General features: G+C 68.6%; 19 protein-coding genes, 1 tRNA gene and 1 pseudogene. 7 read left to right on the forward strand and 14 right to left on the reverse strand.

Annotated elements, in window-relative coordinates; genetic code table 11:
- Window positions 1–43: 43 nt before the first annotated feature.
- The 11 genes from prfA to ABZ016_RS31600 form a co-directional block, all read right to left on the reverse strand.
- The gene (gene prfA, locus ABZ016_RS31550; RefSeq protein WP_356920104.1) at window positions 44–1,120 is read right to left on the reverse strand and encodes a peptide chain release factor 1; all 1,077 of its coding nucleotides are present in this window, start codon (window positions 1,118–1,120) and stop codon (window positions 44–46) included.
- A 107-nt stretch (window positions 1,121–1,227) separates the two neighbouring features.
- Window positions 1,228–1,449: a 50S ribosomal protein L31 gene (gene rpmE, locus ABZ016_RS31555; RefSeq protein ID WP_003992975.1), complete on the reverse strand. Its 222-nt coding sequence runs from the start codon at window positions 1,447–1,449 to the stop codon at window positions 1,228–1,230.
- A 170-nt stretch (window positions 1,450–1,619) separates the two neighbouring features.
- Window positions 1,620–2,756 (reverse strand): LCP family protein, encoded by a 1,137-nt coding sequence (locus tag ABZ016_RS31560; protein WP_356920105.1) that lies wholly within the window; start codon window positions 2,754–2,756, stop codon window positions 1,620–1,622.
- A gap of 209 nt (window positions 2,757–2,965) precedes the next feature.
- On the reverse strand, window positions 2,966–4,765 hold the full coding sequence (locus ABZ016_RS31565) for a trypsin-like serine protease (RefSeq protein ID WP_356920106.1): 1,800 nt from the start codon (window positions 4,763–4,765) through the stop codon (window positions 2,966–2,968).
- A 187-nt stretch (window positions 4,766–4,952) separates the two neighbouring features.
- Entirely contained in the window at window positions 4,953–6,977 is a 2,025-nt protein-coding gene (rho, locus tag ABZ016_RS31570; protein WP_356920107.1) for a transcription termination factor Rho, read from the reverse strand.
- Between the two features lie 402 nt (window positions 6,978–7,379).
- Window positions 7,380–8,309 (reverse strand): homoserine kinase, encoded by a 930-nt coding sequence (thrB, locus tag ABZ016_RS31575; RefSeq protein ID WP_356920108.1) that lies wholly within the window; start codon window positions 8,307–8,309, stop codon window positions 7,380–7,382.
- Window positions 8,310–8,672: 363 nt separating this feature from the next.
- Window positions 8,673–9,731 (reverse strand): threonine synthase, encoded by a 1,059-nt coding sequence (gene thrC, locus ABZ016_RS31580; RefSeq protein WP_356920109.1) that lies wholly within the window; start codon window positions 9,729–9,731, stop codon window positions 8,673–8,675.
- Between the two features lie 6 nt (window positions 9,732–9,737).
- Entirely contained in the window at window positions 9,738–11,030 is a 1,293-nt protein-coding gene (locus tag ABZ016_RS31585) for a homoserine dehydrogenase (RefSeq protein WP_356920110.1), read from the reverse strand.
- 147 nt (window positions 11,031–11,177) lie between these two features.
- Window positions 11,178–12,569 (reverse strand): diaminopimelate decarboxylase, encoded by a 1,392-nt coding sequence (gene lysA, locus ABZ016_RS31590; protein ID WP_356920111.1) that lies wholly within the window; start codon window positions 12,567–12,569, stop codon window positions 11,178–11,180.
- A gap of 11 nt (window positions 12,570–12,580) precedes the next feature.
- Window positions 12,581–13,633, reverse strand: coding sequence for an ArgS-related anticodon-binding protein NrtL (nrtL, locus tag ABZ016_RS31595; RefSeq protein ID WP_356920112.1), 1,053 nt, complete (start codon window positions 13,631–13,633; stop codon window positions 12,581–12,583).
- A gap of 358 nt (window positions 13,634–13,991) precedes the next feature.
- The gene (locus tag ABZ016_RS31600; RefSeq protein WP_356920113.1) at window positions 13,992–14,519 is read right to left on the reverse strand and encodes a response regulator; all 528 of its coding nucleotides are present in this window, start codon (window positions 14,517–14,519) and stop codon (window positions 13,992–13,994) included.
- 115 nt (window positions 14,520–14,634) lie between these two features.
- On the opposite strand from ABZ016_RS31600, the gene ABZ016_RS31605 reads away from it, so the two are divergent.
- Window positions 14,635–14,706: transfer RNA gene (locus ABZ016_RS31605), tRNA-Arg, on the forward strand.
- Window positions 14,707–14,895: 189 nt separating this feature from the next.
- The gene (locus ABZ016_RS31610; protein WP_356920114.1) at window positions 14,896–15,654 is read left to right on the forward strand and encodes an HNH endonuclease signature motif containing protein; all 759 of its coding nucleotides are present in this window, start codon (window positions 14,896–14,898) and stop codon (window positions 15,652–15,654) included.
- An 83-nt stretch (window positions 15,655–15,737) separates the two neighbouring features.
- Here ABZ016_RS31610 and ABZ016_RS31615 read toward each other — a convergent pair.
- The 3 genes and pseudogenes from ABZ016_RS31615 to ABZ016_RS31625 all read right to left on the reverse strand — a co-directional run.
- Window positions 15,738–16,473: pseudogene (locus ABZ016_RS31615) on the reverse strand (IS701 family transposase); the annotation flags it as partial.
- A 95-nt stretch (window positions 16,474–16,568) separates the two neighbouring features.
- Window positions 16,569–17,201 carry a hypothetical protein gene (locus ABZ016_RS31620; protein ID WP_356920115.1) on the reverse strand — a complete coding sequence of 211 codons (633 nt, stop codon included), beginning with the start codon at window positions 17,199–17,201 and terminating at the stop codon, window positions 16,569–16,571.
- Between the two features lie 35 nt (window positions 17,202–17,236).
- Window positions 17,237–18,535: an MFS transporter gene (locus tag ABZ016_RS31625; RefSeq protein WP_356920116.1), complete on the reverse strand. Its 1,299-nt coding sequence runs from the start codon at window positions 18,533–18,535 to the stop codon at window positions 17,237–17,239.
- Between the two features lie 335 nt (window positions 18,536–18,870).
- Here ABZ016_RS31625 and ABZ016_RS31630 point away from each other — a divergent pair, with 335 nt between their 5' ends.
- From ABZ016_RS31630 to ABZ016_RS31650, 5 genes are all read left to right on the forward strand, one after another.
- Complete coding sequence (locus ABZ016_RS31630; protein ID WP_356920117.1) at window positions 18,871–19,680, forward strand: phytanoyl-CoA dioxygenase family protein; 810 nt, start codon at window positions 18,871–18,873, stop codon at window positions 19,678–19,680.
- Between the two features lie 208 nt (window positions 19,681–19,888).
- Window positions 19,889–21,121, forward strand: coding sequence for an ATP-grasp domain-containing protein (locus ABZ016_RS31635; protein ID WP_356920118.1), 1,233 nt, complete (start codon window positions 19,889–19,891; stop codon window positions 21,119–21,121).
- Complete coding sequence (locus tag ABZ016_RS31640; RefSeq protein ID WP_356920119.1) at window positions 21,081–22,196, forward strand: glutathione synthase; 1,116 nt, start codon at window positions 21,081–21,083, stop codon at window positions 22,194–22,196. Before ABZ016_RS31635 ends, ABZ016_RS31640 begins: the two co-directional genes overlap by 41 nt.
- Window positions 22,193–23,557, forward strand: coding sequence for a hypothetical protein (locus tag ABZ016_RS31645; RefSeq protein ID WP_356920120.1), 1,365 nt, complete (start codon window positions 22,193–22,195; stop codon window positions 23,555–23,557). The genes ABZ016_RS31640 and ABZ016_RS31645 overlap by 4 nt, the downstream gene beginning before the upstream one ends.
- A gap of 288 nt (window positions 23,558–23,845) precedes the next feature.
- Complete coding sequence (locus tag ABZ016_RS31650; protein ID WP_356920121.1) at window positions 23,846–24,916, forward strand: cysteine synthase family protein; 1,071 nt, start codon at window positions 23,846–23,848, stop codon at window positions 24,914–24,916.
- Window positions 24,917–24,957 lie beyond the last annotated feature (41 nt).

Consider the following 24,957-nt stretch of genomic DNA (forward strand, 5'->3'; position numbering starts at 1 on the left):
GTAAGTCCTCCGGTACTCAGTACTCCTGCGTCTCCTACGCGTCCTACGCGGCTGCCAGCTTCGCCGCCGAGTCGGCGTCGACACAGGCCTGGATCACCGCGCCCAGGTCGCCGTCCAGGACCTGGTCCAGGTTGTACGCCTTGAAGCCGACGCGGTGGTCCGAGATGCGGTTCTCCGGGAAGTTGTAGGTGCGGATCTTCTCGGAGCGGTCGACGGTGCGGACCTGGCTGCGGCGGGCGTCGGCGGCCTCCCGCTCCGCCTCCTCCTGCGCCGCCGCGAGCAGCCTGGAGCGCAGGATACGCAGTGCCTGCTCCTTGTTCTGCAGCTGGCTCTTCTCGTTCTGGCAGGAGGCGACGACTCCGGTCGGGATGTGCGTGATGCGCACGGCGGAGTCGGTGGTGTTGACGGACTGTCCGCCGGGTCCGGAGGACCGGTAGACGTCGATGCGGAGGTCGTTGGGGTTGATCTCGACGTCGACCTCCTCGGCCTCGGGCGTCACGAGGACACCGGCCGCCGAGGTGTGGATACGGCCCTGGGACTCCGTCGCCGGGACGCGCTGCACGCGGTGCACGCCGCCCTCGTACTTCAGTCGCGCCCACACGCCCTGCCCGGGCTCGGTGGCACCCTGGCCGCCCTTGGTCTTCACCGCGACCTGGACGTCCTTGTAGCCGCCGAGCTCGGACTCGGTGGCGTCGATGATCTCGGTCTTCCAGCCGACGCGCTCGGCGTACCGCAGGTACATGCGCAGCAGGTCGCCGGCGAACAGGGCCGACTCGTCGCCGCCCGCGCCCGCCTTGATCTCGAGGATGACGTCCTTGTCGTCGCTCGGGTCGCGCGGGACGAGCAGCAGGCGCAGCTTCTCCGTGAGCTCCTCGCGCTGCCGCTCCAGGTCCTTGACCTCGGCCGCGAAGTCGGGGTCGTCGGCCGCCAGTTCGCGCGCGGTCTCGATGTCGTCGCCCGTCTGCGTCCAGGAGCGGTACGTGGCGACGATCGGGGTGAGCTCGGCGTAACGCTTGTTCAGCTTGCGCGCGTTGGCCTGGTCGGCGTGGACCGACGGGTCGGCGAGCTTCTTCTCCAGGTCGGCGTGCTCGGCGACGAGTTCCTCGACGGCCTCGAACATCTTGGGCTCCTGTGTACGGACGGGGGTGAAGGGCGGGCGACCAAAAACGCCGGTCCCGGCGCGCCCGGTGAAGGGGGCGCGGCCGTGGACCGGCGAATTGAGGCTCGCTACTTCTTGGAGCCGGCGGCCTTGCCGAAGCGGGCCTCGAAGCGGGCCACACGGCCACCGGTGTCGAGGATCTTCTGCTTGCCCGTGTAGAACGGGTGGCACTCGGAGCAGACATCGGCGCGGATGGTGCCGGACTCGATGGTGCTGCGGGTGGTGAACGACGCGCCGCAGGTGCAGCTGACCTGCGTCTCGACGTACTCGGGGTGGATGTCGCGCTTCAAGGTGTCTCCTAGTTTCGGGAGGGCGCCGGGTCGCCGCCGCGGGATGCGGGAGCGTGAACCGGAGCCGACGTACCAGTCTGCCAGGACTGGGGCCTACTCCCAAAACCGGGGGCTGCCGTTGTTTGTTCCCTGCGGCCGGTGGTGGATTGCTCGCGCAGTTCCCCGCGCCCCTACGGGGCGCTCACGACACCCTTGGCCTCGCCCGAGGCCGAGCCGGACGTCGCCGACTTCGGGATGGGCTTGTCCTGCTCCAGGGCGGTCCAGATCTCCTGTGCCTTCTTCTTCTGGAGGAGGACGCGGTTGGGGTCGGCCGGGTCGTAGGCCACCGGCATCGTGACCATGTGCATGTGGGACGGGCTGATGCCCTTGAGTCCGTCCGCGAAGGACGCGAGCTTGTTGACCGAGCCGAGGTCGGAGTCGGCCGTCACCGTCTTGGTCGCGGTCTCCGCGAGGTCGAGCAGCTTCTTCGGGTTGCTGAAGACGCCGACGTCCTTGACCTGGTTCAGCAGGGCCTTGATGAAGGCCTGCTGGAGCTGGATGCGGCCGAGGTCGGAGCCGTCGCCGACGCCGTGGCGGGTGCGGACCAGGCCGAGGGCCTGCTCACCGTCGAGTCTGTGGGTGCCGGCCGGCAGCTTCAGGTGGCTGTCGGGGTCGTCGATTCTCTTGGTGGTGGTGACCTCGACGCCGCCGAGGTCGTCGATGAGCTTCTGGAAGCCGGCGAAGTCGACCTCCAGGTAGTGGTCCATCCGCAGGTCGGTGATCGACTCGACGGTCTTCACGGCGCAGGCGGCACCGCCCGTGGAGTACGCGGAGTTGAACATCACGCCGTTCGCGGCGGGGTGCTGCTCGCCCTTGGTGTCGGTGCAGGAGGGCCGGTCGATGAGGGTGTCGCGCGGGATGGAGACCACGCTGGCCTTCTTGTGGCCCTTGTAGATGTGCACGATCATCGCCGTGTCGGAGCGGGCGCTGCCGTCGTCGGTGCCGCCGCCGATCTTCTTGTTGCCGCCGGCGCGGGTGTCGGAGCCGAGGACGAGGATGTTCTCGGAGCCGTTGTCGGCCTTCTTCGGCCGGTCGGTGCCGAGTGCCTGGTCGATGTCGACGCTCTTGAGGTTGCCGTTGAGCTTGAAGTACACGTACCCCGCCCCGGTGCCGCCGAGGACGACGATGCCCGCGGCGGTCCAGGCCATGACCATCATGCCCTTGTGACGCTTGCGCGGCTTGCGACGTCGGCCCTTGGCGCGGTGGCGCGATCCGTTGGTGCCGGTCCCGTCCGGTATGCCCGGACCCGGCGTGCTCTCGGCAGACATGTGCTCCTCAGCTCGTCTACGGTCGGTTACCCCCTGCTGTCAGCGCCAGGCGTGCTCGGTCGGGGACTTCCCCTGGCACCATCGTCGCTCCACCTGGTCAGACGGAGAAACTCGGGAAAGGGTTGCACAACGGACTGTGCCCACCGCGTGCGGCGGTGGGCACAGTGCGTGTTCGGACGTAGCGGGGCGTACCCCGCTCACCTGCAATTTCAGCCGAAGATGTCGTACTGCTTGAAATCGGTACCGACTGACTTCCTTGTGGCGAAAATCTCGCTGGTCGCCTTCCCGGTGCCCGCGTACAGGTAGAGCGTGCCTCCCGGGGTGCGGGCAAGGAAGTCGGCCTTGCCGTCGCCGGTGACGTCGCCGGGCGCGTCGAAGGCGTTGTAGTCGGCCCAGGTGCGGACCTTGACCCGGGCCGAGAAGGCGCCCGAGCCGGCCTTGCCGGTGCCCTTGTAGAGGTAGAGGGCGCTGCCCGACTTGCTGCGGGCGATCAGGTCGGTCTTGCCGTCGCCGTTGAAGTCGCCCTTGCCGCGCACGGAGTTGTACTGGTTCCAGCCGGAGCCGACCTTCACCCGGGCGGCGAACGTGCCGTTGCCCTTGCCCGGGTAGATCCACATCACGCCGGCGGAGTCGACCGAGAGCAGGTCGGGCAGGTAGTCGCCGGTGACGTCACCCGGGGTGATGATGCGGGTGCGGGTCTTCCAGTTGTCGGCGATCTGCTTGGTGGACCAGGTGCCGCTGGAGATCACGTAGTGGGTCCAGAAGACGTCGCCGTCGCTGCTGCGCCGGTAGACCAGGTCCTGGTAGCCGTCGCGGTCGAGGTCGGTCTGGAGGACGACGTTGACGCCGTTCCAGTCGCCCCAGGACTCGCGGGCGGCGAACGACGTGCCCTTGGAGTCCTTGGAGTAGCCCGTCTTCGTCGAGGCGTTGCGCACCCACAGGTCGGCCTTGTGGTCGCCGCTGACGTTGGTGTCGTCGAGGCGCGGGTAGGCGGCGCCGACATACGTGCTGACCTTGCTGAAGACGCCGTAGGCGCCCTTCTCGACGCAGTCCGTCACGCCCCAGGACACGACTCCCACGATCCGGTTGTTCACGACCAGCGGGCCGCCGGAGTCGCCGTTGCAGGCGGTGGTGGTGCCGGTGTCGCTGCCGGTGGCGGGCTTGCCCGCGCAGACCATGTGGCCCTTGACGAAGTCGCTGCCGTAGGCGCCGGCGCAGGTGGTGTCGGACTGGACGGGCAGCGTGGCCGTCTTCAGCGTCTCGGAGATGTCGTCGCTGGTGGAGCTGGTGCGGCCCCAGCCGTAGACCTTGGCGCTGGTGCCGGCCTGGTACGAGGTGGTGTCGCCGGACGTCGTCATGCGGATCGGCGTCGCCTTGACCGGGACGGGCAGGGTGAGCACCGCGATGTCGTTGTCGATGGTCGTCGCGTTGTACGACGTGTGGTTCCACTGCCGCCAGACGCCGGTGACGGTGCCGCCGTGCAGGTCGGTGCCGCCGTCCGAGGGGAGCTGGGAGGTGCCGGTGACGACGGCGCCGTTGGCCTTCCAGTCGTAGCCCTTGACGCAGTGCGCGGCGGTGAGGATCTTCGTCGGCGCGACGACGGCGCCACCGCAGAAGAAGCCGATGTCGTCGCTCTCGGTGGAGGTGCCCCGGTCGTCGTAGTAGTGGAGCTGCGCCATCCACGGGGCCGAGGTGATGGTGGTCTCGTTGCCGCCGATGATCTTCGGGTCGATGCGGCTGGTGCCCGTGCTCGCGCTGAGCGACGCCTTGCTCGTCTTACCGGCGACGTCGTCACCGGCCATGGCCCCGGCGACCCGCTTCTCCAGTTCGGCGAGCGACGGTGAGCTGGTGGCGGGCTTGACCGTCGGCTGCGGCAACGGGGTGGCCGCATCGGCGGACGTCGTCAGCAGCGCGGCGGCCACGGCGGCGGCGGCACCGGCCGCGGCGACGGGCAGCGCGATCCGTATCCGACGTCTGTGGCGCCCGCCCCCAGGCATGGCTGTACCCATGTATGTCCCCCCCTTGGGATCACAAGTTCGAAGAGAGCGTGATCCTAACCCGCCCAACCCTCACAAAGAGCCGCCCCCCGTTCACTTCTGAACGGGGGGCGGCCCTTGCGTCCCTCAGGGGCGCGGGGAGCTGCGCGACCGGCTACGACGAAGCCGCAGTCGGCGGACAGCCGAACCTCGGCGGCGCTCAGTCACCGTTCCCCGGCGTCGGCGTCGTCTTCTGGATCTGCATCAGGAACTCGACGTTCGACTTGGTCTGCTTCATCTTGTCGAGGAGCAGCTCGATCGCCTGCTGCTGGTCCAGGGCGTGCAGGACACGGCGGAGCTTCCAGACGACGGAGAGCTCCTCGTTGCCGAGCAGGATCTCTTCCTTGCGGGTGCCGGACGCGTCGACGTCCACCGCCGGGAAGATGCGCTTGTCGGCGAGCTTCCGGTCGAGCTTGAGCTCCATGTTGCCGGTGCCCTTGAACTCCTCGAAGATCACCTCGTCCATGCGGGACCCGGTGTCCACCAGGGCGGTGGCGAGGATGGTCAGCGAGCCGCCGTCCTCGATGTTCCGCGCGGCACCGAAGAAGCGCTTCGGCGGGTACAGCGCCGTCGAGTCGACACCACCGGACAGGATGCGGCCGGAGGCCGGGGCCGCCAGGTTGTAGGCGCGGCCCAGACGGGTGATCGAGTCGAGCAGCACGACCACGTCGTGGCCCAGCTCGACCAGGCGCTTGGCACGCTCGATGGCGAGCTCGGCGACCGTGGTGTGGTCCTCGGCCGGGCGGTCGAAGGTCGAGGAGATGACCTCGCCCTTGACCGACCGCTGCATGTCGGTGACCTCTTCCGGACGCTCGTCGACGAGGACGACCATCAGGTGGCACTCGGGGTTGTTGTGCGTGATCGCGTTGGCGATCGCCTGCATGATCATGGTCTTACCGGTCTTCGGCGGGGCCACGATCAGACCGCGCTGCCCCTTACCGATCGGCGAGACCAGGTCGATGATGCGGGTGGTGAGCACGCCCGGGTCGGTCTCCAGGCGGAGCCGGTCCTGCGGGTACAGCGGCGTCAGCTTGTTGAACTCCGGGCGGCCACGGCCGTGTTCGGGAGCCATGCCGTTGACGGAGTCCAGGCGGACCAGCGCGTTGAACTTCTCGCGCCGCTCGCCTTCCTTGGGCTGACGGACCGCGCCGGTGATGTGGTCGCCCTTGCGCAGGCCGTTCTTGCGGACCTGGGCGAGGGAGACGTACACGTCGTTCGGGCCGGGCAGGTAGCCGGACGTGCGGATGAAGGCGTAGTTGTCGAGGATGTCCAGGATGCCCGCGACGGGGATCAGGACGTCGTCCTCGGCGATCTGCGGCTCCTGCACGTCGTCGCGGCCGCGACGGCCACGGCGGTCGCGGTAACGCCCGCGACGGCCACGACGGCCGCCCTCGAAGTCGTCGTCGTCCTGCTGGCCGCGGTCCTGACGGCCGCCGCCACCCTGGTTCTGCTGCTGGCCGCGCTGGCCGCCGCCCTGCTGGTCGTCGCCCTTGTTGCCCCGTCCACGGTCGCGGTCGCGGTCCCGGCCGCGGTCACGGCGGTCGCGACGGCGGCCCTCGCCACCGTCACCGGAGTCGGACTTGGCGTCGTTGTCCTTGTTCTGGGACTGCTGCTGGGACTGCTGCTGCGCAGGCGCCTCGCCCTTGGACTCGTTCTTCGCCTCGGCGGCGACGGTCTCGGGAGCGGAGGCCGGGGCTCCGGCGTCGGCGGTGGCACGGCGACGACGGCGCTCGGAAGGGGCGTCGTCGGAGGCGGGCTGGCCGGGGATCTCGATCTGCTGCTGCGCCGTGGCCTTCTCGGCCTTCTCGGCGGGAGCCTCGGAGGCCTGCTTCGCGTCCGCCTTCTTGTCGGCCTTCTCCGCGTTGTCACCCGTACGGGCCCGGGAGGTGGCGCGGCGCTTCGGCTTGGCCTCGGCGGGGGCGTCGGCCTTCGCGGCCGGAGCGGCGCCGCCGGACGCCTGCGCCTCCTTGATGACCTCGATCAGCTGGCTCTTGCGCATCCGCGCGGTGCCCCTGATGCCGAGGCCGGATGCGACCTGCTGCAGCTCGGCCAGCACCATGCCCTCGAGGCCGGTACCGCGGCGCCGCCGGGAGCCGGCACCGCTGGCAGGCGCGGAGGCGTCCGTGGCGGGCGCGGCAGCGGTCTCCTCGACACGTGCGCCCATCAGATCGGTGGTGTCGCTCACGAAGGGTCCTTCCCTGGAGCGGACGTCGGCCTGTCTGGCTCGGCGACCGGTTGTGCTGTCCGGCTTCGGTCCGTGTGGTGTGAACCGTGCCGGGGCGGTGGTCCGCCTAAGCGGCGGAGGAATCTGGTGATGGCGCTTCCTTGTGCCGTGGCACCCAGTGTCAGTGTCAGGCGGCGTGGTCACACCGGTTCCGGAGCGTGCCCTGCGCCCCGCTCAGTGGCCGTGTACGGCGTACGGTCCGACGTACAGAACACAGTGCGGCTTGGGGAGCTCCCGGAAGAATGTCTGTCCCGGACGGGGACACGAGGCACCTCGCCATGGTGAGGTCGGGTGCAGACTTGAGGTTAACACTACCGGATCCAACAAACATTCCCCCTCTCCAAATCCGGCAACCGTGTGCTTTCAGATGTCGCTGGAGGCCGCGAGCGGAAGCACGCTCGTGCCCTGCTGGTCGAGGTGCAGCCGGTTCGCCGCCCAGTCCGCGCCCGCCAGGGCCTGGACCTTGTCGGCGGTGCCCGCGTCGGCCAGCGCCATGACCGTCGGTCCGGCACCGGAGATGACCGCGGGGACGCCCTCGGACCGCAGCCGCTCCACGAGCGCCGCGCTCTCGGGCATGGCCGGGGCGCGGTACTCCTGGTGCAGACGGTCCTCGGTGGCCGGCAGCAGCAGCTCGGGGCGACGGGTCAGGGCCTCGACGAGCAGGGCGGCCCGGCCGGCGTTGGCGGCAGCGTCGACGTGCGGAACGGTGCGCGGGAGCAGGCCGCGCGCCGTCTCGGTGAGTACCGGCTTTCCGGGGACGAAAACCACCGGAACGATGGAATCGGCGGGGTCCATCCTGATCGCGCGGGCCGCGCCGCCCTCCATCCAGGACAGGGTGAAGCCACCGAGCAGACACGCCGCGACGTTGTCCGGGTGGCCCTCGATCTCCGTGGCCAGCTCGAGCAGCGCGGTGTCGTCGAGCTTGGCCTCGGCGCCTATGGTCACGGCGCGGGCGGCGACGATTCCGGCGCAGATGGCGGCCGAGGAGGAGCCGAGGCCCCGGCCGTGCGGAATGCGGTTCGCGCAGACGATCTCCAGGCCGCGGGGCTGTCCGCCCAGCAGGTCGAAGGCGGTGCGCAGGGAACGGACGAGGAGGTGCTGCTCGTCGCGCGGGAGGGTCTCGCTGCCCTCTCCCGCGATGTCGATGTGCAGCCCGGAGTCGGCCACCCGGACGACGACGTCGTCGTACAAGCCCAGCGCGAGGCCGAGGGCGTCGAAGCCCGGGCCGAGGTTGGCGCTGGTGGCGGGGACGCGCACCCGGACGGCGGCGGCGCGGAACGCTGGACCGGCCATCGCTCGATGACTCTCCTTGAGCTGCGTGATTGTCGAATGACGTGGGACGGACATTCGATGGCGTACGAGAACCCTGGGGGCCGCTGCCGGCCGGGGAGGCCGGCCGCTGTACCGGCCGTGGAGACGGCGCGGCGCCGAGCCCTGTGCTGAGGCATATGCGGCGGGCGGGTTCAGTACAGCCTATCGAAGGAAGGTTCTGTGGCGACATAGGGCGCACAGGAGGCGCACGATGCGTGTCGTAAGCCCCCTGTGCACCCCCCGTAGGGAAGCCCCCCGGCCAAGCGCCGTCTTACGCCGGACCGTGCCGGGCACTGCACCGGCGCTCGGTGCGTCGGCGCACGTCGGGCCGGTCCGGGGCGCCCCTCAGACGAGGCCCAGGCGCTCCGCCGCGGCCGCCGAGTCGACGGGTACGGTGACCGGCTGCGGGGCACCGGCGACGGCCCAGTCGGGGTCCTTCAGGCCGTTGCCCGTGACGGTGCACACGATCCGCTGCCCCGGGTCGACCTTGCCCTGCTCGGCGGCCTTCAGCAGACCGGCGACCGACGCGGCGGACGCGGGCTCGACGAAGACCCCCTCCTGCGAGGCCAACAGCCGGTAGGCGCGCAGAATCTCACGGTCCGTCACCTCGTCGATGGAACCACCCGATTCGTCCCGCGCGGCGAGCGCGTACTGCCACGAGGCCGGGTTGCCGATGCGGATGGCGGTGGCGATGGTCGACGGGTCCTTGACGACCTCACCGCGCACGATCGGCGCACTGCCGGAAGCCTGGAAACCCCACATCCGCGGGGTCCGGGAGGCGACGCTGTCGGCGGCGTACTCCTGGTAGCCCTTCCAATAGGCCGTGATGTTGCCCGCGTTGCCGACCGGCAGCACATGGATGTCGGGCGCGTCGCCGAGCATGTCGACGATCTCGAAGGCAGCCGTCTTCTGACCCTCGATACGTACCGGGTTGACCGAATTGACCAGCGCCACGGGGTAGTTGTCGCTCAGGCCGCGCGCGAGCGTGAGGCAGTCGTCGAAGTTGCCGTCGACCTGGAGGATCTTCGCGCCGTGGACGAGGGCCTGGCCCATCTTGCCGAGCGCGATCTTGCCCTGCGGCACCAGCACGGCGCAGACCATCCCGGCCCGCACGGCGTACGCGGCGGCGGAGGCCGAGGTGTTGCCGGTGGAGGCGCAGATGACGGCCTTCGCGCCCTCCTCCTTGGCCCGCGTGATGGCCATGGTCATGCCGCGGTCCTTGAAGGAGCCGGTCGGGTTCGCGCCCTCCACCTTGAGGTGGACCTCGCAGCCCGTGCGCTCGGAGAGCACCTGCGCGGGCACGAGGGGCGTGCCGCCCTCGCGAAGCGTCACGACCGGCGTGGTGTCGGAGACGGGCAGCCGGTCCCGGTACTCCTCGATGATTCCGCGCCACTGGTGGGTCATTGCTGGTTACTCTCCTTCAACCCGCATGATGCTGGCGACACCACGCACGGTGTCGAGCTTGCGCAACGCCTCGACGGTCCCGGTGAGGGCGGCGTCGGACGCACGGTGCGTGACGACGACGAGGGAGGCCTCGCCGTCCTTCCCCGACTGGCGAACCGTATCGATCGAGACTCCGTGCTCGGCGAAGACGGTCGCGACCTGGGCGAGAACACCCGGTTTGTCGGCCACGTCGAGGCTGATGTGGTACCGCGTGATGACGTCGCCCATCGGCGACACCGGCAGGGCCGCGTAGGCGGACTCACCCGGTCCGGTCGCGCCGCCGATCCGGTTGCGGCAGACGGCGACGAGGTCGCCGAGCACGGCGGACGCCGTCGGGGAACCGCCCGCTCCGGGGCCGTAGAACATGAGCTGCCCGGCGGCGTCGGACTCGACGAACACGGCGTTGTAGGCGCCGCGCACGGAGGCCAGCGGGTGGCTCAGCGGGATCATGGCCGGGTGCACGCGCGCCGTGACGGACGCGCCGTCCGCGGCCCGCTCGCAGATGGCGAGCAGCTTGATGGTGCAGCCCATCTCCTTGGCGGAGGCGAAGTCGGCCGCGGTGACCTCGGTCATGCCCTCGCGGTAGACGTCGTCGAGGCGCACGCGCGTGTGGAACGCGATACCGGCGAGGATCGCGGCCTTGGCGGCGGCGTCGAAGCCCTCGACGTCGGCGGTCGGGTCGGCCTCCGCGTACCCGAGCGCCGTGGCCTCGTCGAGCGCCTCCTGGTAGCCGGCGCCCGTCGAGTCCATCTTGTCGAGGATGAAGTTGGTGGTGCCGTTGACGATGCCCATCACCCGGTTGATCTTGTCGCCGGCGAGGGACTCGCGCAGCGGCCGGATCAGCGGGATGGCACCGGCGACGGCCGCCTCGTAGTAGAGGTCCTTGTCGTGCTCGTCGGCGGCGGCGTGCAGCGCGGCCCCGTCCTGGGCGAGCAGCGCCTTGTTGGCGGAGACGACGGAGGCGCCGTGCTCGAAGGCGGTGGTGATGAGGGTCCGCGCGGGCTCGATCCCGCCGATCACCTCGACGACGACGTCGATGTCGCCGCGCTTGACGAGGGCGGTGGCGTCGGTGGTGACGAGCTCGGGGGCGATGCCCTCGCGCACCCTGTCGGGCCGCCGTACGGCCACGCCCGCGAGCTCCACCGGGGCCCCGATCCGGGCCGTGAGGTCGTCGGCGTGCGTCGTCATGATGCGCGCCACCTCTGAGCCGACCACTCCACAGCCCAGCAGCGCCACCTTCAGCGGACGCGTACGCATCATCCGACCTCGTTTCCTCATACCGTCTACGGTTGCACCAGTCTCACTCACCGGACGGGAGTTTCTGCCCTTCGTCCGGATCGTGAGACATCGATTTCATTTGTACCGGGGTGGCGGACAGGAGATCTTCCACCCCGCCGCCGGTTCGGCTCAGCCGACGTCGAGACGCAGCAGGTCCTCCTCGGTCTCCCGGCGGACGATCACCCGGGCCTCACCGTCGCGTACGGCGACGACCGGCGGCCGGAGCACGTGGTTGTAGTTGCTGGCCATGGACCGGCAGTAGGCGCCGGTGGCCGGCACGGCGACGAGGTCACCCGGTGCCAGGTCGGCCGGCAGGAACGCGTCCTTGACCACGATGTCCCCGCTCTCGCAGTGCTTGCCGACGACCCGGGCGAGCATCGGCGCGGCGTCGGAGGTGCGGGAGACCAGCGCCACGCTGTACTCGGCGTCGTACAGCGCGGTGCGGATGTTGTCCGACATGCCGCCGTCGACGGAGACGTACGTCCGCAGCCCGTCGAGCGGCTTGATGGTGCCGACCTCGTAGAGCGTGAAGGCGGTCGGCCCGACGATGGCGCGCCCCGGCTCCACGGAGATGCGCGGCGTGCGCAGCTTCGCGGCCTCGCACTCCCGCGTGACGATCTCGGTGAGCGACTTGGCGATCTCGTGCGGCTCGCGGGGGTCGTCGTCGCTGGTGTACGCGATGCCGAGCCCGCCGCCGAGGTCGATCTCGGGCAGTTCGACGCCGTGCTCGTCGCGGACGTCCTTGAGCAGCGAGACGACCCGGTGGGCGGCGACCTCGAAGCCGGACATGTCGAAGATCTGCGAGCCGATGTGGCTGTGGATGCCGACCAGCTCGAGCCCGTCGAGCTGCAGGGCACGGCGCACGGCCTCGGCGGCCCGCCCGCCGGCCAGCGGGATGCCGAACTTCTGGTCCTCGTGGGCCGTGGCGATGAACTCGTGGGTGTGCGCCTCGACGCCGACGGTGATCCGGATCAGGACCTTCTGCCGCTTCCCGAGGCTCTGCGCGATGTGGGCGACGCGGGCGATCTCCTGGAAGGAGTCGAGCACGATGTGCCCGATGCCGGCCTCGACGGCCCGGGTGATCTCGTCGACGGACTTGTTGTTGCCGTGGAAGGCGATGCGCTCCGCGGGCATCCCGGCGGAGAGGGCGGTCGCCAGCTCACCGCCGGAGCAGACGTCGACGTTCAGCCCCTCCTCGTGCAGCCAGCGCACGACGGCACGGGACAGAAACGCCTTGCCGGCGTAGAACACGTCGGCGTCCTGACCGAAGGCGGTGCGCCAGGCCCGGGCCCGGGCGCGGAAGTCGGCCTCGTCGAGGACGTAGGCGGGGGTGCCGAACTCCTCGGCGAGCCGCGAGACCGGAATCCCGCCGACGGTGACGACACCGTCAGCGTCACGCGTCACGGTCTGCGCCCAGACCTTGGGGTCGAGGGCATTGAGGTCGGCGGGCGGGGCGGAGTAGTGGCCCTCGGGGAGGACATCGGCGTGACGGGGCCCGGCGGGGTGTGCGGAACGGCTCATGTTCGTGTCTTTCAGAGGTGATCGGGTGCGTCGATGCCGAGCAGGGACAGGCCGCCGGCCAGCACCGTCCCGGCGGCTTCGGCGAGCGCGAGCCGGGCACGGTGGGCGGCCGAGGGTTTCTCCTCGCCGAGCGGCAGCACGGCGGGAAGCACCGGCAGCGTGGCGTCGGCGACGGTGACGAGGTGCCGGGCCAGACGGTCGGGGGTGTGGTGCGTCGCGCCGGCGGCGAGGATGCGCGGGTGGTCACCGAGCGCGGCGAGCAGCGGCGCCGTGTCACTCGCGTGCACCGGCCCGGACTCGGGTGCGAAGCCCAGGTCGGCGGCGTTGCGCAGGAGGGCCCGGGTACGGGCGTGGGCGTAGCGGACGCGGAAGAGAGGGTTGGTCTCCCGCTGGACCAGATGCTCCCCGGTGATCCGGGGCCGGTCGTGGGCGGCCGGGTGGAGCAGCGCCCAGCGGGCGGCGTCACGCCCCAGGGGCAGGGGGTCGGCGGGAGCCGGGACCGGGCTCACGGTGAGGACCCCGTCGGTGATGAGACGCGGCCCCCGGGTGGTGACGTCCACTCCCAGGACCGACTCCCACTCCGGGGCGGGCCGACCGTCGCACTCGATCCGGACGAAGTCCCCCTGGCTCCGCAGCACCCGGGCCAAGGCGTCCGCGACCACGACGGCACGCACCTCTGCCGGACACCGGAGGCGGACGGCGGTCCCGCTGAACCCGGTCGTCACGTGACCGTACCGCCGCCCACGCCGCAGGATCTCCGCGACGAGGTCGGCGGAGGCGGTGCTCTGCAGGCTGACGTTGAGGAACCCGGGCCCCGTGACGACGACATCGGTGAACCGGCACTCGCCGAGGAGCCGCGCCCGCAGGATCTCCGCCACCCGCCGCGGCTGCTGCCCCGCCTCGCCGGCCAGCTGCAGCGCGATGTTGGTGGCGTAGTCGCCACAGCCCCCGGGCCCCGGCGGAGTGACCACGACCCGCTCCGGCACGGTCACGCTGAGCTCACCATCGTCGACAGCACGCCGTACGGCGTGCAGCACGGTGCGGGAGAGCTCGGCGGGGGTCACGGGGACAAGCGTATGGGAGGAGGGGGGTGGGTATGCGAGCCGGTTTGGGTGGGGTCCGGGATGTGGACGCGGGGGCGCGGGGCAGGGGGTGGGGTCGTGTGGGTGCTGGTCGGCCACGGTACGGGGCTGATCGGCTACGGGCTCGGCTAGGGGTGCGGTCGGATGATCGGCTACGGACTCGGCCAGGGGTGCGGTCGGATGATCGGCTACGGACTCGGCCAGGGGTGCGGTCGGATGATCGGCTACGGACTCGGCTAGGGCTGCGTCGGCTGATCGGCTGTCGGGTCAGTTACGGGACGGTCGGCCGATCGGCTGTCGCCTCGGCCTCATGGCACGGCTGGCTCATGGCACGGCTCGGTCATGGCACGGCCGGCTGATCGGCAGCCGGCGTCTGAGCACCGTCACCATCAGCGCCGGAACCACCGCCCTGTCGGCCCCCACGCGGCTCCCGCCGATCTCGCCGCTCCCGCTCGATCAACTGCCGCACCATCCCGACGAGTTCGGCCGGCTCGAACGGCTTGGCAAGGAAGGCGTCGATGCCCACCTCCAGCCCGGACTCGACCTCGTGCTGGCTGCACGCACTGACGATGGCGAGGGGCACGTCACGGGTGCGCGGATCGGCCCGCAGGCGTGCGGCTGTACGGAGCCCGTCCAGCCGGGGCATCACCACATCGAGGGTCACAACATCGGGCCGCACCTGATGAACGACATCAAGACACTCGGCACCATCGGCCGCGGTCACGACCTCCAGCCCCTCCAGCTCGAGGTTGACCCTGATCAACTGCCGGATGACCTTGTTGTCGTCCACAACAAGCACCCGGCCCGACGCGCCTGGCACAACTCGAGAGTAGGTCGGCCCCGGCCACCGCGTCCGGGTTTTCCCCACTTCCACCCCGCACGGGCGACCCACACACCCGCCCTCGACAGCGGAAACCCGTTCATGACCACCCCGAGGGAGCTGGTAGTGTTCTACCCGTCGCCGCGAGCAACGCGACCGACACGCCCCCGTAGCTCAGGGGATAGAGCAACGGCCTCCGGAGCCGTGTGCGCAGGTTCGAATCCTGCCGGGGGCACTCGCCAAGGATCAGCAGAAATCAAGCGCTGACCAGGGCGGATGCCGACAGAAGAGGGCGGGAGTCAGTCTCACTGACTCCCGCCCTCTCTCGTTGTCTCTCACGGTTCGCGTGTGAGGAGCGTGTGGGCCACACCCTCCTCACCCGCTGGCGAACCCTCTCGTCAGTGCCGCCGCCTACGATCCCTCCATGCCTGACAACCGTCCCGCAGTACCGCGCCAGTTAGCTCGCGACCTGCTCGTCGAGGCCGGGCACAGGTGCGCTATCCCGACCTGTCGTGCCACCACCCTCGAGCTCGCCCACATCACCCCCTGGGCCAAAACCCGGGCGCATGACTTCGACAACATGATCGCCCTCTGCCCCAACTGCCACACTCGCTTCGACAAGGGGGAGATCGACCGGCTATCAATGCTTCAGTACAAGGCGGAACTCGGCTCCGGGGGCGCGACAGCAAGAACCATCAGCGCGTACCGCACGTTGCAGGAAGCCCTGGACCGCTGGAGTAAATCCATCGCGATTCTCGCACGCGCTCATGTGGCTTCCGCTCCCGATTTTGATTACATTCTGCAGGCTCGCAGCGCATGTGAGCATGAGGCGGGCCTAGCCCATGCAGCGGCCGCCGACCTAAAGTCCGTCGGCGATGACATAATCGAGCCCCTAACCGACTTCATTTATGACTGGTTCGTTCACTGGGCGAGTAGCACTGTTGACATGAAGTGGCCGGACTACTCTCAGTCGAGAGAGGAGCGAAAAGGTGAATTCCAGACGCTCCACGAGGCCCTTCTTGAGCTTCACTTGGCCGTCGCCGAAGCACTCGGGTTGGAATTCAGTGAGTTGCCTCTCCGAGAGGAGGATTCCGCCTCTCCGCAGCCACGCCCGCTGGGCACCCTTGCATACCAGCATCACGGCGATGCTGCCGGCAGAATGGGCGGAAGCCACATTCACTGACTCCCGCCCTCTCTGAAGCTCCGGCATGGCCGTACTTGAGCCACGCGAGGGCTCACGTGCCACTCGATGACTCCCACCCCATGGTCTTTTCGCCATCTTGATCCAGCGACTCGCACCAGCGTGGTCAGGGGCACCGGTGTGGGCGAGTAGCAGCGCTAGTAGGCGAGTTCGCCGGTGCTGCGGTTGCGGCGGATCAGCAGTTGGCGACTGCCGGGCCTTGGGTCGGCGAGGTCGATGACGGCCCCAGTCGTAGAAGCGGTGGCCCTTGGCTCCGGCCTCGGCGGAGAGCTTCTGCCAGGCCCGTTTGGGCACCTGCTTGGCCAGCGTGTCCGCACGGAACTTCCCCGCGCTGGTGGTGACTTCGTGCGAGCAGGCCACCGCGAGGATGTAGCCGGTGCCACGTTTCTCCAGCGCGTCTCGCAGCTTGGGGTTGCCGCCGTTGACCTCGTCGACCGCGACCCATGCGGCCTGACGGCTGGCGTCCAGGAACCCCGGCGACCATGCGGGCGGCCAGCTCCGGTTTGGTGGCGAAGGGAGTCTCCCCGCCGAGCCCGGCGGCGCGGCAGAGGTCGGGGGCGGAGGTCCAGGAGCGCGGGACGTACAGTTCCCGGTCCACTGCCACGTGCCCGCGCCGGCCGGCGTAGACCAGGTAGACGGCGACCTGAGCGTTCTCGATCCTGCCCGCGGTGCCGGTGTACTGGCGCTGACGCCGACCGTGCCGGTGCCCTTCTTCACGTCTCCGGTCTCGTCGACCACCAGCACCGCCTGGTCATCGTGCGGGTGCTCGACCACGTAGTCGCGCAGGTCGTCGCGTACCTGGCCTGAGCACCCAGCGGCCCAAAGCCCGGTGGGCCGTAAGACGGCCCGGGGCAGTGAAGAACCACGGGCCGAGCTGTCAGCGGAGCTCCGCCGTGTCAGGCCAACTCGCGGATCACGGGCGTGAGCCATGCGCCGTAGGCCGACGGGTTGTCGCGCCGGGCCTCGCTCACAAGGACGTGGTCGGGCGCAACCCGCCACCCGGTGTCCCCAGCGACCGGCAGGCGGGTGACAAGCAGGCGGAACGGACGTGCCTTCCGGCCGATCTCCGCCTCCACCCTGCCCACCAGGTCCCCCTCAGGGGCGCATGACTCGTCACCGGCCGAAATGGCGCTTCGCTGTTGGTACCGCCGGGCGTTCCACGCCACCGCATCTTCGAAACACGCGCGGATGAGCGCGGCAAGCCGGGGACTGCCCTGAAGTGCCGGAAAATGCGGGGGGTACAGCCCCGGGCCGGTCTCGTCCTGCTGCAACAGTTCCCGGCGCCACCACCTGTCCCACTCGGCCGACGTCTCCGGCCCGGCCAAGTGGGCGAGGTCGGAGCGGATGCCCACGGCAGGCGTCAAGGGAGGTATGTCGCAATCCGTCCATGACCGCAGGCCGGCGGCGTCCCGGGCATATAAGCCGATGGTCAGACTGTGACGTTCCTCCACCCGTATCTGCCAACTGGACGTCGCAGAAAGGTTCATGAGCGTCTCCTCGAAGGTCGGCGACACATGCATGCGGCGCATCGGACGATTACCCGCCCTGCTTCATGGCTCATCCCTCACCCTTGAGTTTCGGGCTCCCGTTCCTGCTGTGTACTGGTCGGTGCGGCAGGGGCGATCACCTGGCCCAGCGGCTTGGCCAGGGCCCCGTACCCCACAGCGGCGATCACGCCGACGACGGCGCACCCCGCCCACAGGGTGTCGGATCCAAAACGGTCGATGACGATCCCGCCCAGCAGAGGCCCCGCGAAGGTGGCTCCGGACCAGGACAGCGTGTAGATGCCCTGGTAGCGGCCTCGGATGTGGGCCGGGGAGAGCCCCGCAGCCAGAGCCATGCTGGTCGGGTTGTGCATGATCTCGCCGATGGTCCAGATACAGACCGTCATGATGTAGAGGGGCACGGAGTGGACCAGGGCAGTGAGCCCGAAGCCGAAGCCGGCGAGCAGGGATGCGACGACGAGGACGGTGACGGGCCTGGTGTCCTTCAGCAGTCTGGTGACAGGGATCTGGGCGAGGACGACCATGAGTCCGTTCATGCTGATCACGAAGCCGTAGTCGGCACTGGAGAAGCCCTCCTTGCCCATGCTGACCGGCAGCGAGGTGGTGTACTGCATGAGCACCATGGCGACCAGGAAGGCCAGGAAGACCACAACCATGAACCGCCCGTCCCGCAGCACCGCACCCAGCCCCGGCGCGGAGCTACTGGGTTCGTCGTCCGTCGTCTGCTCGACAGCCGTGTCGCGGTCTGCGGAAGGGGTCTGGTCTGCGGAAGGGGGATCCTGCGGCCTGGTCTCGGGCACCTTCAGGAAGATGACGATGGCGCACAGCAGGACGGATGCCGAGTTGCCGAGGAACAACAGCAGGTATCCCTGCTCGGCGATCAGCCCGGCCGCGGCTGAGGCCACACCGAAGCCGATGTTGACCGCCCAGTAGTTGAGGGAGAAAGCTCGGACCCGGTCCTTGTCCGACACCAGGTCGGCGATGATGGCCTGGATGCACGGGCGTGCGGCGTTGGCCGTGACGCCCAGAACGGTGACGACCACCGCGATCAGCACAGGTTGCCGGCTGAACCCGAGGATCGCCATGGCGGCGGCCGTGGCCAGCTGGGACACCAGAAGCGTGGGGCGCCGCCCGAGGCGGTCGGCCAGGACCCCCGCCACGACGGCCGCGACTGTGCCTCCTATCCCGTACAGCGCGGCCACCAGCCCGGCGAAGCTCGCCGAGAGGCCCTGGTCCACCGTCAGATACAGCGCGAGGAACGTCGTGACGAAGCCGCCGAGCCGGTTGATCAGTGTGCTCGCCCACAGCCACCAGAACCGACTCGGCAGGCCGCCCATGGTGTCTTTGATGGCGCGCACAGGCGCTGGGCGTGACAGGCGTAACACCAGACCCCCCGGATCGAGAGAGATAAGGACGTGAAAGACGCGGAAGAGGCGCACCGAGCCGCACGAGTAAGCGGCGCACTGCCCGCACGCATATTACTCACCCCTGCGGCGGGTAACAGCCATACTGAACGGTCGCCCGCATTGATATGGCTGAAATTCAACATACCCCCGCCGGTTACTTCCCGATATGTCAAAATCGCTCGGCAACCTTGCGGACGAAAAATATTCACTAGGAAACGTCTTGGGGTGATGCTAGAGTCGCCTCTCGGTGTCACTCCGGCATACCCTTCTTGCCGAAAGGAATAGACATGCAGGCCCAAGACGATTTATTACAGTCGGCAAAGGCGGAGTACAACGAGAGCGGTTGGTTCAGACTTCCCTCGCGATTCGAGGAAGTCGGCATAAAGAAGCTCCGCGAGAGCGTCGAGAGTATCAGCCGGCAGAAGCGCCCTGAAGTCGTCCACGAGACAGACGGAAAAACCGTCCGCGCCCTCCACGGATGTCACCTGTTCGACGAGACCTGCGCCAGGCTCGTCCGGCTGCCGATGCTCGTCGGTCTGGCCGAGGCGCTCATCGGCGAACCGGTGTACGTCTACCAGTTCAAGGTCAATCTGAAGCAGCCGCACGAGGGAGCGGCCTGGCCCTGGCACCAGGACTTCGCCTTCTGGAAGAACGAAGACGGCATGACCGCGCCCAGCGCGGTCAACATCGCCCTGTTCCTGGACGACACCCATGAGGCCAACGGTCCCCTCCAGGTGTTGCCGGGCAGCCACCGACTTGGCCTCATCGAGTCGGACTCCGACGAGCAGCGCGAACGCAGCGGTGACTGGCGCAACCACGTGGCGTCCGACCTCGAGTACACCGTTCCGCAGGCCGAGGTCGACGCACTGACGCGGAAGACGCCGAAGCAGTTGGCGGTCGGGCCCGCGGGCACGATCTACGCCTTCCACCCGAGCATCGTCCATTCCTCGTCCGACAACCGATCGGCGGACCGCCGGGCCTTGTTGCTGATCACGTACAACGCCGTGAGCAACGCGCCCGCTTCCTCTCCCCGGCCGGAATTCCTCGTGAGCCGGGACACCTCTCGGGTGACGCCCGTGGAGGACGACGTTCTCTGAACGTCCTCGGAACGCTCTGAATGAATTTAGAGCGTCGCCCGAACGTCGCACATTCTCAGGGCAGACCGTTCGCTGCCGTACAGCACACCGTTCCGCGGCTTCGTCGTGTCCGGCGCGCGACTGCCCGGATTCGCGTGCCAGCCTCACGGCCATACCGGTGCTGCATCCGCGAATTTCTCATTCCCACAGCTGGAAGAAAACGAGTGGCGTGGCGATCATATTTCTTGAGGCGAACAACACGGGCACCACTTCGGATGCGATGCGACTCGCCATCGAGTACGGATACGACCTGGTGTTCGTCACCATGCAGCAGGAGTTCTACCAAACACTTCCGGACAACCCCATGGAGCTCTGCGGCGCGGTCATCACCGTCTGCGACAGCTTCAACGTCAGTGAGGTCCTCAGCGCCATCCGGCATATCGACGTCGAAGCGGTCATCTCGTTCGACGACTACCACCTCGTGACGGCCGCGCTCTGTGCCATGGTGCTCGGCTTGCCGCACGCGGACGTCCCCGGACTGGTGGCGGCACGGTACAAGGACATGGCCCGTGAGCTGACGGGCGACCCCGGCAACACCCCATGGTTCCAGACGGTGCCTGAGGACGAGATCGGCAAGACCGACCTGGAGTCTCTGACGTACCCGCTGGTCGTGAAGCCGGTCGACGAGAGCGGCAGTGTCTCCGTCCGGCTCTGCCACACCCCGGCCGATGTCAGAGCGGTGACCGACCTGTACCGCGCACACGTGGTCAACGTGCGCGGATACCGCCCGCGAAGGACCGTGCTCCTGGAGCAGTTCATCGAAGGCGACGAGTACAGCTGCGAGCTCTACTGGGACGCGGAACAGGGCTGGTGCGTCGCCGGCATCACGCAGAAGTTCCTCGGCGGCCCCCCTCACTTCGTCGAACGCGGCCACGTCTTCCCGGCCCCGCTGCCTGCTCCGCTCGCGCGGCAGATCGGTGCGCAGGCGCTGCGATGGGTGGAGGCCATCCGGCTGCGCGGCGGGGCCGCCCATATCGAACTCCGTGTCCACGCCGGCGACGTCCACCTCATCGAGATCAACCCCCGGCTTCCGGGTGGCCATATCACCCAGTTGGTGAAGTGGTGTACGGGCATCGACATGGTCGCCCGCTACCTCGACTGCCATCTGCGCGACAAGATCGCAGCGCCGGAGCCCAAGCCGCAGTTCGCCGCGGCCGCCAGCCGGTTCGTGATGCCCGACGAGGTGTCCGACGACCTGACCCCTCATGGGCTCAGAACCCTCCTGACACGATTGGCCACACATCAGCGCGGCCAGGTCCGGCCAGACGCCTGGTCAGCCGGCCAGGACGCCCGGAGCAACTACGACCGCATCGGCTACGTCCTGCTGGCGGGACCGGACCAGGCCGTCCGCGAGGACCTCGATGCGCTGGCGCGCGATCTCGGGAAGACAGCGCGGCGATGACGCACGCGCCGAACAGCGACCGGTAGAACTCACCACGTATCCGGAGGATTTTTCCATGGGTTACAAGGTTCTTGTGCTGATCTCCCGTATGCAGGAGTACCGGCTCGACAACCATTCCCTGATCCCGAACGGACTGCTCCGATGCGGGCAGGAAGTGCATGTGGCCGACATCGAGACGCTCGGAATCAGCGCAGGCACCGTGATGTGCGACATGTTTCGACTGGATCGCGAGTACAACCAGGGAGTTCCCTTCCCTGACATGAAGCTCACCAGGCGCAGCGCCGAGGACTTCGAACTCGTCTGGTTGCTGACCAGCCCGCACCCGAACCTGTTCCTCGACACCTACCAGCTGCTCTGGGTACTCAACCAGCGGGTGCCGTTCGTGAACGACGCGAGCGCGGTGCTGTTCCTCAACAGCAAGAACTGCCTCCCGGCCGCTATCGACCCGGAACATCTGCCCACCTCTTACGTGTCGAACAGCTTCGACGAGCTGAACAGTGTCGTCACGGAGTCCGCCGACAGGTCGTGGATCCTCAAGCCGGGCAACGAGGGCTGTGGTGCCGACATCTACTTCGTCAACGCCCGGGAGAAGAACTTCAGGGCCTTGCTGCAGTCGGCGACCGGAAACGAGGTGTCCCGCTATGAGAACTACGGGCGCCAATCCGTGGGCCTCTCCAGCAAGTACGTCACGATGCAGGAGTACATTCCCACGGTCCCGGACAACGAAAAGCGGGTCCTGCTCGCCGGAGGCGTCCCCGTGTGCGGCTTCCGCCGGTACCACAACGACGACGACCATCGCGCCAACGCGACGCTGGGCAACAAGTTCTCGGAACTGGTCCTGACACCCGACGAGGATGCGTTCTGCCGCGCGCTGGGGAAGTCGCTGATGAGTCAGGGAATCTACTTCGCCGGGGTGGACCTGGCGTATCCCTACGTCCTGGAGCTCAACCTCGAGAATCCGGGCGCGATCAACTGGACCATCCGGTCCACGGGAGTGGACAAGACCCCGGAGGTCGTGGAGCACCTGTTGACCGCCCTGGAGCGGGACGGTCGGCTGAAGGGCCGCTCGATATGACGACGGCCCGGCACGGATCCGGCCTGCTCACCGCCGAACCGGCGGACGGCTGGCAGGACTACGAGAAGGCCGTCGGACCGGATGCCGCCCGACAGGACGCCGAGGCTTTCCATGCCGGTGTTCACCGCGCGGGATGGACGCACATCTTCCCGCCCCCGCTGTTCTCCCTCTCCTTCGCGGACGAACTCGCGAACGCTGCCCGGTCGGTGATGGACCTGCTGTACTCGATTCCTCAACGGGTCTTCGGCGGCGACGTGGCGGCCTGGATGTCCTTTCAGGGCATTCCCGAGGAAGACGCCGCGCTGTTGCTCCGCACGCACTCGGAGCGCGCTGTGGTGACGGCACACCAGTTCGCCCGGCCCGACTTCCTCCTTACCGAGGAAGGGCTCAGGATCGTCGAGGTGAACGTCTCGGCGCCGATGGGCGGAATGATGACGCATGACCCGTACGTGCGGCAGTTCAGGACATCCGGTTACCACCGGTTCCTGCGCAGGCTCGGCTACGAGACCACCGCCCCCGATATGACCGCGATATGGGGGAAGGCGTTTCGGAGCCTCGTCCGGCAGGCCCCGGTGGAGCGACGTCCGGTGGTTTTCGAGGCGATCGCCGACGAGAACGACATGAATACCGGCCGCAGGGCCTTCGAGGAACTGGTCGGCTCGTTCGGATTCGACTGCGTCAGCGGCATGGTGCAGGACCTGGACATCCGGGATGACGGCGTCTTCCACCAAGGACGGCACATCGATGTCGTCTTCACCATGTACACCTGGCTGGAGACCCGCCGGTTCGTGCCGCCCGAGACGACCATCGCGCTCTCCGACGCGGACGCCGCCGGGCTCGTGGATTTCGTGGGGCCGCCGACCGCCGCCCTGTACAACAGCAAGTCCAACCTTGAGATCCTCACCTCCCCCGCCTTCTCCGGGTATTTCACCGCGGCCGAGCGTGAATTCGTCGACGTCTACCTCCCGAGAACCTTCCGGCTGACGGACGAGACCCTGGCGGAGGCGCTCTCCGGGCAGAGCGAACTGGTTCTCAAGCCCGCCTCCGAGTACGGCGGCCGGGGCATCGTCTTCGGGCCGTCCGTCTCACGCGGCGAATGGACGCAGGCGGTGACCGCGGCGGCGTACGGCGCCGGCCATGTGTGCCAGCAGTTACTGGCTCGGCCGTGGCGCTGTCCGGGAGTCGACGCCACCGGTCGTCGCAGGGACTATCACGTCTGCCTCGGTCCCTTGGTGTTCGGCAGCGAGTACGCCGGCACCCTCGTCCGCTGGGCCGATACGGAGAGTGGCAATCGTGTCATCAACGTCAAGCAGGGCGCGGAGGCGGGAGGGCTGCTGACCGCGTCCCCGGCGAGGCGGTGAACGACGGGCGTCGACGTGGCTCCGGCACGGCGGCGCTGCGGGAAGAACTCCGCCCCGGAGAGCCGGGCGGCCACACCGCCGCTCGGCTGGCCTGCCGCAGACACGGCTCGGGGCGGAGGTCCGCGGCCCCTTCCCGACCGTCCTGGCCACGCGGTGGACAGCAACGCGCGATCCCGGCCGCGGTGACACGCACATCGAGGCCGCCTGCTGCACGGTCGGGGTGATCCGATCGTTCTGTCCCGAGTTTCCGGCCTCAGCCTCTGTCCCGATCTTCCACAAGGAGTCACGGTGATCTACGAGAACGTACTGGAGACGCTCGGCGACACGCCTGTCGTGCGGCTGCGCAGACTGCTGCCCCGCCCGGAGGACCGCATTTTCGTCAAACTCGAAGGAAGCAACCCGTCGAACAGCATCAAGGACCGTGCCGCTCTCCACATGGTGGAGCAGGCGGAGAGCAGAGGCAGACTGGTGCCGGGCTCCACGATCGTCGAGTCGACCTCGGGTAATCTCGGCAAGGCGCTCGCCCTCATCGGCGCGGTCAAGGGTTACCGCATCATCCTGGTCGTCGATCCGAAGACACCGCGGTCGGTGCTGTCCTATGCCACCAGTCTCGGTGCGGAACTGGACATGGTCACCCAGCCGGACCCTCAGGGCGGATACCAGCCGGCCAGGCTCCGCCGGGTGCGCGAACTCGCCGGATCGATCCCGGGCGCCATCACCCTGAATCAGTACGAGAACCCCGACAACCCGCAGGCGCACGCCACCCACACCGCGCCGGAGATCGCCAAGGACTTCGACGAGCTGGGAGCACTGATCGCCACCGTGAGCACCGGCGGTCATCTCAGCGGCCTCGGCATGGCGCTCAAGGAATGCTTTCCGGAACTGCACGTCCGCGCGGTCGACGCGGTCGGATCTGCGGCCTTCGGGCACCCGTTCTCCCCGTACAAGATGCGTGGTATCGGTCTCAGCTGGACTCCCGGCAACCTCCGCTCGGAGTGCGTGGACTCGCTTCACCGGGTCGCCGACACCGAGGCGTTGTCACTGTGCCGCGTGCTCGCCGCCGAAGAGGGGATCCTGCTCGGTGAGTCCGGCGGGGCGGCCGTCTTCGCTGCTCTCACCTACGCGACCGCACACCCGGGGAAGCCGGTGCTTGCCATCGCCCCCGACTCGGGTGCCAACTACCTGTATGAGTCCTACGACGATGAATGGCTGCGCGAGCAAGGCACCCCGCCCGAGGTGCTGTCGCTGACGCCCGAAGACATCCTGCGCCACGCTCGTTGTCCCGTGCACCCGCCCATGTCCTTACCCAGAGCTGTCGATGACGCCCCGGCCTCCGTGGAAACAGCCACCAAGGCGTGACGGTCGCCCCGGCGGGCGGCCTTTGGCCGACGAAACACGCT

Origin of the sequence: Streptomyces sp. NPDC006372 (assembly GCF_040612515.1) — a bacterium.
In the GTDB taxonomy this organism is placed as follows: Bacteria; Actinomycetota; Actinomycetes; order Streptomycetales; family Streptomycetaceae; genus Streptomyces.